We start from the raw sequence: 13,167 nt of genomic DNA, 5'->3' as shown, positions 1-13,167 counted from the left end.
GGGCGCTGGGGCCCGGCAGGCAGGCTCAGCGTTTGGGCAGGTCGATGTGGGTCCAGGGGAACGCCGGCAAGTAATGCTGGGCCGCGACGATCACGGCCACCATCACCACCAGGAACACCACTTGCCACGGGCTCCAGAACGCCCAATGCAGGCCGTTGAGCCACGGGTAGCCTTCGCTGAAGCGTTGGCTCATATGACCGATGCGTTTTTTGTGCAACAGGTTGATCAGCACCATGCCGGCATAGGTGAACGCGCCGAGTACGCCGAGCATCAAGCCGCAGGCCACCAGCATGATCGCCTGCGGCACGCCGTGGCGGATCACCAGCCAATAGTCGTTGGGGTTGAGTCGCTTGGGGATCAAGCGCTGGCTCAGCCACAAGTCCAGCACTCTGTAGGTCGAACTCATCCCGGCCCACAGCTGCGTGACGCGAAAGCCGATGCCGGCCGGCACCAGTGCCATGAACATAAAGATCGACACCGACATCAAGTCCAGTTTGTCGGGCCCGGAGTGGGCGATGCTCAGGCCGATACCCAGGGCGAACACGGCCCACAACCGGATAAATACTTGGGTGTAGATCGGCCGTGGCACGAATTTGCGCCAGAAGAACAGGTCAGGTTGAGGCAGCCGCTCGATCAGTTGCGGGTAGCGCCAGGTCAACGTTTCGGCCAGGTGCTGGCAGGCGTTCCATTCGTTGTCGCCGAAGGTATCAATGATGCGTTTTTGTTGCGTGGCGGACATCGGCGTCAGCAGCAGGCGCGCGGCCAGGGCGTCGGCGGAGTTGCGTCGGGTGTCCTGGGCTTTTTCCTGCAGATGAGCGAAGAAACTCTCCTGCTCGCAGCGCGACACCAACTGGCGCCACATCCATGCCGGTTCCGGGTAAACGCCTTTCTGGTCATCCCAACCAAACGCCTGGCACACCCGTTCGAACAGCGGCACGCTCCACTGGGTGTCATGCAGCAATTGCAGAACGATGCGTTGCCACTGTTGCTGCAGGTCGAATACCTGCAACCAGGCTTGGCTGTTGTACTGCGTCAATTGGCGGATGAACTCGCGTTCGGCCTGCTGCTCCAGCAGCTCTTGCAAGGTGCGGCGGTAGTCCTGCAACAGTTCGCCGGTCAGCGCCTCGTACTGCCAGGCGGTCATCGCCACCTGCTGCCACGGCGTCAGCCATTCCAGGTGCTGCGCGGCCCATTGGGCGATGGCGCTGCGTTCGCCGGGGGCAGTGAAACAATGGCGCAACAGGCCGGCCTGGAACGCGTCGGCGCAACCCTGTTGCCGAGCCTGCGCCCAGCGTTCATCGAGGTTATGGGCATTGAGGCCGCAGATCAGCGCCTCGGCTGGGTCTGGCGCGGGGGCGTCGAACGGCGCCGGGCTGAGGGGGCGCACGTCCATCAGTTCGGCCAGGTCGCTGAGATTGCCGGGGGCCGCTTCGGCCGGCGGTGCCTCGACGGCAATCTGCTCGTCGTTGTCCACGCGCCAGCGCGCTTCGCTCAGTGCCTCTTCATAGGCCTCGCGCAGGCGCTGGAAGCCGACGGCATCCTCGTCCGGGCGGCAGCTTTTGAGCAAGCGTGCATAGCTGCGCTTGATGGTGCGCTCGTCGGCATCTTCCGGCAGCTGCAATACGGTCCAACAATCCATGGGAGGTTTCCTCAGCGCCAGAACCCGTTATCGAGCTGCTCCAGTTGCCGGGTCAGTTCGCTGCGGGCTTCGCGGATGCGGCGTTCGTCCTGGGTATCGAGCACCTGCTGGAACTGCGCGGCCCAATGCCCAAGCTGTTCGCGCAGCTCACCCAGGCTTTCCTGATAGAGCCGTTCAAGGCGCGCGGTCAGGACGGTGTTGACCTGCTGGTCGCGCGGATGAATTTTCAGCAGCGCCAGGGCTTGCAGGCGTTGCTGGATTTCCTGCGGGCTGAGCACGCCGGGATTGTTCTCGATCACCAGGGAGTGCTGCTCGCCGGTCAGCGGGATATTCACCTGGGCTTCGAGCAGGCCGTTGTTGTCGTAGGTGAAGCGCACGTCCAGCGAGACTTCGCCGGCCTTGCGCTTGGGCACGGCGATTTCCAGCTGGCCCAGTTCGATGTTGTCTTTTACCAGGCGGCTTTCGCCCTGGTAGATCTTCAACAGGACGCGGCTCTGGTCGTCATGCAGGGTGACCACGCTTTTGACCCGGCTCACCGGCACGCTGCTGTTGCGTTCGATCAAGGGCAGGTACAGCCCGCTCTCGATGTGGCCGCCGTACTGGTTTGAGGTTTCGATGCCGAGGGTGTAGGGGCACACGTCGGTCAGCACGACTTCTTCCAGCGCGGCGGAACGCGCCTTGAGCGCGGCCTGGATCGCGGCGCCGTGGGCGACCACCTGGTCGGGGTCGAGGCTGATGGACGGGAAGCGCCCGAACAGCCCGGCGGCGAGTTTGCGCACCAGCGGCATCCGCGTGGTACCGCCCACCAGCAGGATTTCATCCAGGTCACTGACACGGATGCGCGCATCGCGCAGGGCACGCTCGATCGGTGCCCGCAGGCGCTCGAGCAGCGGCGTGTAGAGCTTGGCCAGTTCCTGTTGGCTGATGGTCTTGACCCACTGTTGGCCGTCGACGCGCAGGGTGAAGTCGGCGCTGTCATCCTGGCCCAACGCCTTGCGCACACGCTCGGCCTCGCGGCGCAGGGCCTGCAGCACGCTGCTGGTGGGTGGAAAACCCTGGGCGTTGCGCTGGCTGTCGACGAAATGCTCCAACAGCAGCGTGTCGAAGTCTTCGCCGCCCAAAAAGTTGTCACCGGCGCTGGCGCGCACCTCCATCACCCCGTCGAACAGCTCGATGATCGACACGTCAAACGTGCCGCCACCGAGGTCGAACACCAGGAACGAGGTTTCTTTGTCGCGTTGATGCAGGCCGTAGGCGAGGGCGGCGGCGGTGGGTTCGTTGATCAGTTTTTCAACGTTGAGCCCGGCCAGTTCACCGGCAATGCGCGTGGCTTTGCGTTGGCCGTCGCTGAAGTAGGCAGGCACGCTGATCACGGCTTCGGTGACGGCGTGGCCGTAGGTGCGTTCGATGTCTTCTTTCAGGCTCTTGAGCACCAGCGCCGAGAGTTCTTCCGGGCGAAACGAACGGTCGCCCAGGCGCACCTCGGTGGCACTGCCCATATAGCGCTTGAACAGCGACGTGGTCAGGTGCGGGTGCGTGTGCAGGCGCTCCTTGGCGGCCTGACCGACCAGCACGCGGCCCTGGTCGTCCAGCCCGACCACGCTCGGGGTGAGTAACTGGCCGAGGGCATTGGGCACCAATTCGGCGGCATCGCCGCGCCAGACCGCTGCGAGACTGTTGGTTGTCCCCAGGTCGATTCCTACGATCATTACGACAAGCTCCCTCTGTGGTCTGTAAGAATCTGTGACAGATTTTACCGCGAAAGGTTGAAGGGAATGCAAGGCGGATGGCTGACGGGGCGAGTGATGCGGCGATTGGGCAAAGCGCCGTCGCCAAAAAAAACCGCCTCCTGTGAGGGAGGCGGTTTTTTATGACAACGCCGTTATCAGAACGCCTTGAACGCCGGCGCTTCTTCTTTCAGCGGTTCGTTCTTCGCGGTCTGCTCATTCCAGCCACCGCCGAGGGCCTTGTACAGGTTGACCTCGCTGGTCAACTGCGCCAGACGGTCGGTGATCAGCGATTGCTGAGCGCTGAACAGCTGGCGCTGGGCATCGAGGAACGTCAGGTTGCTGTCGACACCGATGCGGTAGCGACGCTCGGCCAGGCGGTAGTAATCCTGGTTGGCCTCGACGAAACCGCGCTGGGCTTCCAGTTGCTGCTTGTAGGTCGCCCGCGCGGCGAGGCCATCGGAGACTTCCTGGAAGCCGGTCTGGATCGCCTTCTCGTAGTTCGCCACGTTGATCTCTTTCTGGATCTTCGAGTAGTCCAGGCTGGCACGCAGGCTGCCGGCGTTGAAGATCGGGATGTTGATCTGCGGGGCGAACGACCAGGTGCCCGAGCCGCCCTTGAACAGGCCGCCGAGGTTCGGGCTGGCGGTGCCGGCGCTGGCGGTCAGGCTGATGCTTGGGAAGAACGCCGCGCGGGCCGCGCCGATATTGGCGTTGGCGGCCTTGAGGTTGTACTCGGCCTGCACAATGTCGGGGCGACGTTGCAGCAGGTCCGAAGGCAGGCCGGCCGGTACTTCGCTGAGCAGGTTATCCGACAGCGGCTGGCTGGCCAGATTGGCCGGCAGGCCGGTGCCCAGCAGCAGGGTCAGGTTGTTTTCGTCCTGGGCCACCTGGCGGGTGTAACGCGCCAATTGCACGCGCGCGTTCTCCACCGAGGTGCGCGCCTGGCTCAGGTCGAGGGCCGAGGCCACGCCGACTTCGTTGCTGCGCGAGGTGAGTTTGAAACTTTGCTCGAACGCGCCAAGGGTGTCCTGGGTCAGCTTGAGCAGTTCCTTGTCGGCCTGCCAGGTCAGGTAGGCGTTGGCCACGCTGGCCACCAGGCTGATCTGGGTGCTGCGCCGCGCTTCTTCCGTGGCGAAGTACCTTTGCAGGGCTTCTTCACTCAGGCTGCGCACGCGGCCGAACAGGTCCAGCTCATAGGAACTGATTCCAAGGCCGACCGAGTACTGGCTGGCGATCCTCGATTCGCCGGTCTGCGACAGGCGAGCCGGGGTGCGCGAGCGTTCGCCGCTGCCCGTGGCCGATACGGCCGGGAACAGGTCGGCGCGCTGGATGTTGTATTGCGCGGCGTAGGCATCGATGTTCAGGGCCGCGACACGCAGGTCGCGGTTGTTCACCAGTGCGGTCTGGATCAGTTGCTGCAGGGCAGGGTCATGGAAAAACTGCTTCCAGCCTTGCTCGGCGGCAGCCTGGCCCGGCGCCTGGGCCGACGAATAGGCCGGCCCCTGGGGGTATTGCGCCGCTACCGGCGCTTCGGGGCGCTGGTAGTCAGGGATCAGCGAGCAGCCACTGAGCACGAATGCTGTGACGGCCAGGGAAAGTAGCGACTTGCTCATTGGCCAGCCTCTTTAGAAGTTTGCTTGGTTTCGGGTTCTTTGCGGTTGCCGATGGCCGACACGGTGGCGAAGAACAGCGGCACCCAGAAGATCGCCAGGACAGTGGCCGTGATCATACCGCCGATCACGCCGGTACCGATGGCGTGCTGGCTGCCTGAACCGGCACCCGAGGAGATCGCCAGCGGCAGTACGCCGAGGATGAACGCCATGGAGGTCATGATGATCGGACGCAGACGCATGCGAGAGGCTTCGATGGCCGACTCGACGATGCCCTTGCCTTGTTCGTGAAGCTCTTTGGCGAACTCCACGATGAGGATGGCGTTTTTCGCCGCCAGCCCCACCGTGACCAACAGGCCCACCTGGAAGAACACGTCGTTGGACAGCCCGCGCATGCTGGTGGCGATCAACGCACCCACCACGCCCAGCGGCACCACCAACACGACTGCGATCGGAATCGACCAGCTTTCGTACAGCGCCGCGAGGCACAGGAACACCACCAGCAGCGACAGCGCGTACAACGCCGGTGCCTGCGAGCCGGACAAGCGTTCTTCGTACGACAGGCCTGTCCACGCATAGCCCACGCCCGCCGGCAGTTGCTTGGCGATGCGCTCGACTTCGGCCATCGCTTCACCGGTGCTGTGGCCCGGTGCCGGGGTGCCGAGGATTTCCATCGCGGCCACGCCGTTGTAACGCGAGAGCTTCGGCGAGCCGTAGATCCACTTGCCGGTGGCGATGGCCGACAACGGCACCATCTTCCCGGAGTCGCTGCGCACGTACCACTTGTTCAGGTCTTCTGGAGACATGCGGCTGGCGGCGTCACCTTGCACGTACACCTTCTTCACACGACCACGGTCGATGAAGTCGTTGACGTAGCTGCCACCCAGGGCAATCGCCAGGGTCTGGTTGATGTTGGACAGGGAAATGCCCTGGGCGCTGGCCTTCTCGTCGTCAACGGTGAGCTCGTATTGCGGCTCGTCGTTCACGCCGTTGGGGCGCACGCCGGCCAGGATCTTGCTCTGTGCCGCCATGCCCAGGAACTGGTTGCGCGCGGCCATCAACTTCTCATGACCGACACCGCCCTGGTCCTGCAGGAACACGTCGAAACCGGTGGCGTTACCCAATTCCAGTACCGACGGCGGCACGATGGCGAACACCATGGCGTCCTGGAACGTCTGCATGAAGTAGCCCTGGGCACGTTTGGCGATCTCGAACACCGAAGTGGACGCATCACGCTCGTCCCACGGCTTGAGCATCACGAACGCCAGGCCCGAGCTTTGGCCACGACCGGCGAAGTTGAAGCCGTTCACGGTAAACACCGATTTGACGCCTTTGCCTTCGCCTGGCTCACCTTCCTTGTCGTTGAGCAGGAAGATGCGCATGTCGTCGATGACTTTCTGCGTACGTTCAGCGGTGGAGCCGACCGGTGTCTGCACCTGGGCAAAGATTACGCCCTGGTCTTCGTCGGGCAGGAACGCCGCGGGGATGCGCATGAACAGCCAGATCATGCCGGCGAAGATCAGCAGGTAGACCAGGAACGCCGGGATCTTGTGCTTGATCATGTTGCCCACGCCGCGCTCGTAGCTCACCACGCTACGGTCGAAGGTGCGGTTGAACCAGCCGAAGAAACCACGCTTGGGTTGGCCGTGCTTTTCGGGGTCGATCGGTTTGAGCATGGTGGCGCACAGCGCCGGGGTGAAAATCAGGGCAACCAGTACCGACAACGCCATGGCCGAAACGATGGTGATGGAGAACTGTTTGTAGATCACACCGGTGGAACCGCCGAAGAACGCCATTGGCAGCAGTACCGCCGACAGCACCAGGGCAATACCCACCAGGGCGCCCTGGATCTGAGTCATGGACTTGACCGTCGCTTCTTTAGGCGACAGGTGCTCCTCGGCCATCACCCGCTCAACGTTCTCCACCACCACGATGGCGTCGTCCACCAGCAGGCCGATGGCCAGGATCATGCCGAACATGGTCAGGGTGTTGATGGTGAAACCGAACGCCGCGAGGATGCCGAACGTACCCAGCAGTACCACCGGAACGGTCATGGTGGTGATGATGGTGGCGCGGAAGTTCTGCAGGAACAGGAACATCACCAGGAACACCAGCACGATCGCTTCGACCAGGGTGTGCACCACACCGGAGATCGATTCGGTCACTACCGGGGTGGTGTCATACGGCACCACTGCCTTCATGCCTGGCGGGAAGAACGGCTCCAGGGACGCCACGGTGGCGCGGATGGCCTTGGCGGTGTCCAGGGCGTTGGCGCCGGACGCCAGCTTGATCGCCATGCCGGAGGCCGGTTTGCCGTTGAACTGCGCACTGATGCTGTAGGTCTGGCCGCCCAGCTCGATGCGCGCGACGTCCTTGAGGCGAACCTGCGAGCCGTCGGTGTTGACCTTCATCAGGATGTTGCCGAACTGCTCTGCGGTCTGCAGGCGTGTCTTGCCGATGATGGTGGCGTTCAGCTGAGTGCCGGGCAGGGCAGGCAGGCCGCCCAATTGGCCGGTGGCCACCTGCACGTTCTGTGCGGAAATGGCGGTGCTGACGTCGACCGGAGTCAACTGGTAGTTGTTCAGCTTGGCCGGGTCGAGCCAGATACGCATGGCGTACTGGGAACCGAATACCTGGAAGTCACCCACGCCGGCTGTCCGCGAGATCGGGTCCTGGATGTTGGACACGATGTAGTTGGACAGGTCGTCCTTGGTCATGCTGCCGTCTTCGGACACCAGACCGATCACCATCAGGAAGTTCTTCACCGACTTGGTCACGCGGATCCCCTGCTGCTGTACTTCTTGCGGCAGCAGCGGGGTGGCCAGGTTCAGCTTGTTCTGCACCTGAACCTGGGCGATGTCCGGGTTGGTACCCTGGTTGAACGTCACGGTGATGGTCATGCTGCCGTCGGAGTTACTGTCCGAGGAGACATAACGCAGGTTGTCGATACCGTTGAGCTGTTGCTCGATCACCTGCACCACGGTGTCCTGCACGGTTTGTGCGGACGCGCCTGGGTAGGTCACCTGGATATCGATAGCGGTCGGCGCGATGGCCGGGTATTGGTTGATGGGCAACTTCAGGATCGACAGTGCCCCGACCAGCATGATCACCAGGGCAATCACCCAGGCGAAAATGGGACGGTCGATAAAAAATTTCGACATGGGTTACTCCCCTTTGCCAGCAGCGGCAGCAGGAGCGGCGGTACCGGCGGGCTTGGCGTTGTCCGCGTCCTTGACCTTGACCTCGGCGCCCGGCTTGACGTACTGCAAGCCTTCTGTGATGACACGGTCACCGGCGTTCAAGCCTTTCTCCACCAGCCAGTAGGCACCGGCGGTACGGTTGGCCACCAGTTCACGTTGCTCGACCTTGTTTTGCGCGTTGACGATCAGCGCCGTCGGAGTGCCTTTAAGGTCGCGGGTCACGCCTTGCTGCGGGGCCAGGATCGCCTTGCTGTTCACGCCGGCTTGCAATTGGGCGTGTACGAACATGCCCGGCAGCAGGGTGTGGTCAGGGTTGGGGAACACAGCGCGCAGGGTCACGGAGCCGGTGGTCTGATCGACCGACACTTCGGAAAATTCCAGTTTGCCGTCGTGTTGATAGTCGCTACCGTCTTCCAGGGTCAGCTTGACCTTAGCCGCATTGGCGCCGGCTTTTTCCAGTTGGCCGCTTTCCAGGTCGCGGCGCAGCTTCAGCATTTCGGCCGAAGACTGCGTGACGTCGACGTAGATCGGGTCCAGTTGCTGGATGACCGCCATGGCATCGGCCTGGCCATTGCTGACCAGCGCGCCTTCGGTCACCGAAGAACGGCCGATACGCCCGGAGATCGGCGCGAACACTTTGGTGTAGCGCACGTTGATCTGGGCGGTTTGCACGTTGGCTTCGGCGGTCATGCGATTGGCGACGGCGGTGTCGTATTCCTGGCGGCTCACGGCCTGCTCATCCACCAACTGCTTGTAGCGGTCGCTGATGGATTTGGTCTGGCTCAGGGTGGCCTGGGCGCTTTTCAGGGTGGCCTCATAGACCGACGGGTCGATCTGATAAAGCTGCTGGCCTTCCTTCACGTCCGCGCCTTCTTTGAACAGGCGCTTGAGAATGATGCCGTTGACCTGCGGGCGAACTTCCGCGATGCGAAAGGCCGTAGTGCGGCCAGGGAGTTCGGACGTCAGGGTAAAGGCTTGCGGTTGCAGGGTGACCACGCCGACCAGAGGGATTTGAGCGGGCGGAGCCGCTTCTTCCTTTTTACATCCGCTGAGCAGCGATGCCAGGGCGACGGCAGTGACCAGAGCGGTAACAGCTGGCTTAAGTTGCATGAAGATCCTCGGGTCAGGCGCGCAGAGTGCGCACAAGAAGTGTGGAAGGGTAAAAAACGAGCCGTGAGTAGATAAGTAGCTTGCTACGCAATATACTTACGTTCATGGTTGTTTGTAAACTCTTGACAGGTTTCGCGCGTTGTTGACAAAGCAGCGGCCAAAGCCTCGATTTTAGTACGTTCGGTGCCCATGACGGCGTCGTCCCACAATTATTCAGATGATCGATACCGCCTATTAAGACAGCATTATCGATAGTCCTAAGTGTTCTGATTGAGGTTTTACTGCCATGGTTCGTCGCACCAAAGAGGAAGCTCAGGAAACGCGCAGCCAGATTCTCGATGCCGCCGAGCAAGCCTTTTACGAGCGCGGCGTCGCGCGGACCACGCTGGCGGACATCGCCGCACTGGCCGGCGTAACGCGAGGCGCTATCTATTGGCATTTCAGTAATAAATCCGATTTGCTCCAGGCGCTGCTCGATACGCTGCACGAGCCCTTGGACGAGTTGGCCCGGGCCAGTGAAAGCGAGGATGAACTCGACCCGCTGGGCTGTATGCGCAAGCTGCTGATTCGTTTGTTCCATCAAGTGGCCCTGGACCCGAAAACCCGACGCATCAATGAGATCTTGTTTCATAAGTGCGAATTCACCGACGAAATGTGCGACATGCGCCGCCAGCGCCAAACGCATAGCCTGGAATGCAACCTGCGCATCGGCCTGACACTGCGTAATGCGGTCCATCGCGGGCAACTTCCGGAAAACCTCGACACCACGCGTGGCGCGGTGTGCATTCATGCCTACATCAATGGGCTGATCGGCCAATGGCTGCTGGTCCCCGACAGCTTCCAATTGCAGCAGGAAGCCGAACGCTGGGTAGAGGCAGGGCTGGACATGCTGCGCTTGAGCCCAAGCCTGCGCAATTGAGACAAAATGCGTAATTGCGTCCAGTTGTGTCAACAGTAAAGCCTAAGGACGGTCAATCGTCCTTCTGACTTATTCGTGGGGTGACTTTATATACGGGCTGGCCGGCGCTTGATAGGTAGCCGCCTAAGTATTTTGTAGGGAATTTGTTGCAGGGCTGTGAAGGAATGTTACACAGGCAACGACGGGGCAAACATGTGGGAGGGGACAGGCCCCTCCCACATTTGGTTTGTGTCTCAGGCGATTACAGCGGCAGGGTCGGGTAGTCGATGTAACCCACCGGGCCTTTGCCATAGAACGTCTCCGGATGCGCTTCGTTCAGCGGGGCATCGGCCTTCAGGCGAGCCGGCAGGTCCGGGTTGGCAATGAACGGCACGCCAAACGCCACCGCATCCGCCTTACCCTCGGCCAGCCACGCGTTGGCGCTGTCTTTAGTGAAGCGTTCGTTGGCGATATACGCGCCGCCGAAGGCTTTTTTCAGCTGTGGACCGAGGCTGTCGGCGCCTTCTTTCTCGCGCGAGCAGATAAACGCGATGCCGCGTTTGCCCAGCTCAGTTGCGACGTAGGTAAAGGTCTGCGCCAGGTTGGCGTCGCCCATGTCGTGCGCATCGGCGCGGGGTGCCAGGTGCACGCCCACGCGGCCAGGGCCCCACACGTCGATGGCCGCATCGGTCACTTCCAGCAGCAGGCGCGCGCGGTTTTCCAGGGAGCCGCCGTACTGATCGGTGCGCTGGTTGGTGCTGCTCTGCAGGAACTGGTCGAGCAGGTAGCCATTGGCCCCGTGAATTTCCACGCCGTCAAAGCCTGCAGCCTTGGCATTCTCGGCGCCGGTGCGGTAGGCGTCGACGATGTCGGCGATTTCAGCGGTTTCCAGGGCGCGCGGGGTCGGATAGTCGGCCAGCGGACGCACCAGGCTGACGTGGCCCTTGGCCTGGATCGCACTCGGTGCCACGGGGGTTTCGCCGTTCAGGTAGGACTCGTGGGAGATCCGGCCGACGTGCCACAGTTGCAGGAAAATCTTGCCGCCCGCGCCGTGTACGGCCTTGGTCACGTTGGCCCAGCTACGCACCTGGTCGTTGGACCAGATGCCCGGGGTGTCCGGGTAGCCTACGCCCATTGGCGTTACGGAGGTGGCTTCGCTGAGGATCAGCCCGGCGGAGGCACGCTGCACGTAATACTCGGCCATCAGCGCGTTGGGCACGCGGCCGGCGTCGGCGCGGCAGCGGGTCAGCGGGGCCATGATGATGCGGTTCGACAGCTCCACGTCACCCAGTTTGATCGGATCGAAAATAGTCGTCATCGCACAATACCTTCTTTATTACATTGATCAGTTGGTCGCAGGGGCCAGGTCGGCATCGCCGCTCTGACGGAAAGTTATCAAGGTCACCACAAGGGCAAGGATCGCCAGGGCAGCGGCCGCCAGCGGCACACTGGTCAGACCGAAACCATGGGCGATTACGCTGCCGCCGACCCAGGCGCCGAGGGCGTTGCCGATGTTGAACGCGCCGATGTTCAAGGTGGACACCAGGTTCGGCGCGGCCTTGCCGAAGGTCACCACGTTGATCTGCAGCGCCGGTACGGCGGCGAACGCGGCGGTTGCCCAGAGGAACAAGGTGATTTCGGTGGGGATCACGGCGACGCTGGTCCAGCTCAGCGCGGTGGACACCACGGCCATGCTGATAAACACGCCGATCAGAGTGGCTGCCAGGCGTTTATCTGCGAGCTTGCCGCCGATGATATTGCCGACGGTCAGGCCCAGGCCGATCAGCAGCAGGGTCCAGGTCACGCCTTTGGGCGATACACCGGTGACATCGCCCAACAGCGGCGCCACGTAGGTGAAGAGGGTGAACATGGACGCCGCGAACAGGGCGGTCATGCTCAGCGACAACCAGATACCGGCGCCTTTGAGGGCGGCCAGTTCGGCGCGCATGTCGAGCTTTTCTTCGTCGCGCTTGGCCGGCAGGAAACGAATCAGGCCGATCAACGCCACCACGCCGATCACCGTCACCGCCCAGAAGGTCGAGCGCCAGCCGGCTTGCTGGCCCAGCGCAGTGCCCAGGGGAACACCGAGCACGTTGGCCAGGGTCAGGCCGGTAAACATCAAGGCCACGGCCGAGGCCCGCTTGTTGGCCGGCACCAGGTTGGCAGCGACCACCGAACCAATCCCGAAGAAGGCGCCGTGGCACAGCGCGGTGACCACGCGAGCGAACATCAGCACGTTGTAGTCGCTGGCCAGGGCGCAGAGCAGGTTGCCAATAATGAAAATCCCCATCAACGCTACCAGGGCGGCCTTGCGCGGCAATTTAGCCGTGGCCAGCGCCATAAAGGGCGCACCAATGGCCACGCCCAGGGCATAACCGGTGACCAGCCAGCCGGCGCCCGGGATCGATACGCCGAGGTCCGCCGCCACATCGGGCAGCAGGCCCATGATGACGAACTCGGTGGTGCCGATGGCGAAGGCGCTCAGGGCCAGGATGAGGAGCGAGAGGGGCATTTGCGGGGTCCTTTTACAGCGGTTCGGCGCTGAGTTCAGTGATGAGCGCTGTGAGGAAGGCTTGGATCACTTCCTCATTGCGTTTGAAAAAGTGCCACTGCCCGGCCTTCTGGCTGCTGATCAGACCCGCGCGTTGCAAGGTGGCCAGGTGGGCCGACACGGTCGACTGGGACAAGCCGCAGCGTTGGTCGATCTGCCCGGCACAGATGCCGTACTCGTGGTTGTGCAATTGCTCGGGGAATTGCACCTTCGGGTCTTTGAGCCAGGTGAGGATGTCTCGCCGTACCGGGTGCGCCAGGGCTTTTATTATTTCGTCGAGGTCGATGGACATGGCAGTGTGCTCGGTGTTGTAAAGCGTTATATCGCGATGAGGCGAACTTTAAATCGGTATATCCCGATATACCAATACGATTTTGCTCTGAGGTCAGACTGAATCGGTATATCGAGTTATAACGATACGTTAAGCGC

9 protein-coding genes are annotated in these 13,167 nt (G+C 62.2%); 1 reads left to right on the top strand and 8 read right to left on the bottom strand.

The window, feature by feature from the left end; translation table 11 throughout:
• Positions 1-25: 25 nt before the first annotated feature.
• The 5 genes from G7025_RS24190 to G7025_RS24170 form a co-directional block, all read right to left on the bottom strand.
• Entirely contained in the window at positions 26-1,639 is a 1,614-nt protein-coding gene (locus tag G7025_RS24190) for a J domain-containing protein (protein ID WP_181081539.1), read from the bottom strand.
• A gap of 11 nt (positions 1,640-1,650) precedes the next feature.
• The gene (locus G7025_RS24185) at positions 1,651-3,348 is read right to left on the bottom strand and encodes a molecular chaperone HscC (RefSeq protein WP_181081538.1); all 1,698 of its coding nucleotides are present in this window, start codon (positions 3,346-3,348) and stop codon (positions 1,651-1,653) included.
• Between the two features lie 176 nt (positions 3,349-3,524).
• The gene (adeC, locus tag G7025_RS24180) at positions 3,525-4,982 is read right to left on the bottom strand and encodes an AdeC/AdeK/OprM family multidrug efflux complex outer membrane factor (protein ID WP_181081537.1); all 1,458 of its coding nucleotides are present in this window, start codon (positions 4,980-4,982) and stop codon (positions 3,525-3,527) included.
• Positions 4,979-8,140, bottom strand: coding sequence for an efflux RND transporter permease subunit (locus G7025_RS24175; RefSeq protein WP_181081536.1), 3,162 nt, complete (start codon positions 8,138-8,140; stop codon positions 4,979-4,981). The genes adeC and G7025_RS24175 overlap by 4 nt, the downstream gene beginning before the upstream one ends.
• Before the next feature lie 3 nt (positions 8,141-8,143).
• On the bottom strand, positions 8,144-9,289 hold the full coding sequence (locus tag G7025_RS24170) for an efflux RND transporter periplasmic adaptor subunit (protein ID WP_181081535.1): 1,146 nt from the start codon (positions 9,287-9,289) through the stop codon (positions 8,144-8,146).
• 286 nt (positions 9,290-9,575) lie between these two features.
• On the opposite strand from G7025_RS24170, the gene G7025_RS24165 reads away from it, so the two are divergent.
• Positions 9,576-10,208 (top strand): TetR family transcriptional regulator, encoded by a 633-nt coding sequence (locus tag G7025_RS24165; protein ID WP_181081534.1) that lies wholly within the window; start codon positions 9,576-9,578, stop codon positions 10,206-10,208.
• A gap of 241 nt (positions 10,209-10,449) precedes the next feature.
• On the opposite strand, the gene G7025_RS24160 is transcribed toward G7025_RS24165, so the two are convergent.
• From G7025_RS24160 to G7025_RS24150, 3 genes are read right to left on the bottom strand one after another with little or no spacing between them, the layout of a single operon-like run.
• Complete coding sequence (locus G7025_RS24160) at positions 10,450-11,505, bottom strand: alkene reductase (protein ID WP_181081533.1); 1,056 nt, start codon at positions 11,503-11,505, stop codon at positions 10,450-10,452.
• A gap of 27 nt (positions 11,506-11,532) precedes the next feature.
• Entirely contained in the window at positions 11,533-12,699 is a 1,167-nt protein-coding gene (locus G7025_RS24155) for an MFS transporter (RefSeq protein ID WP_181081532.1), read from the bottom strand.
• A gap of 13 nt (positions 12,700-12,712) precedes the next feature.
• Positions 12,713-13,030 (bottom strand): ArsR/SmtB family transcription factor, encoded by a 318-nt coding sequence (locus G7025_RS24150; RefSeq protein WP_181081531.1) that lies wholly within the window; start codon positions 13,028-13,030, stop codon positions 12,713-12,715.
• Between the last annotated feature and the right edge of the window lie 137 nt (positions 13,031-13,167).

Source organism: Pseudomonas lurida (assembly GCF_013522705.1).
In the GTDB taxonomy this organism is placed as follows: domain Bacteria; phylum Pseudomonadota; class Gammaproteobacteria; order Pseudomonadales; family Pseudomonadaceae; genus Aquipseudomonas; species Aquipseudomonas quebecensis.
The sequence above is the reverse complement of the archived record's forward strand: the minus strand, read 5'-3'. Positions and strand labels throughout refer to the sequence as shown.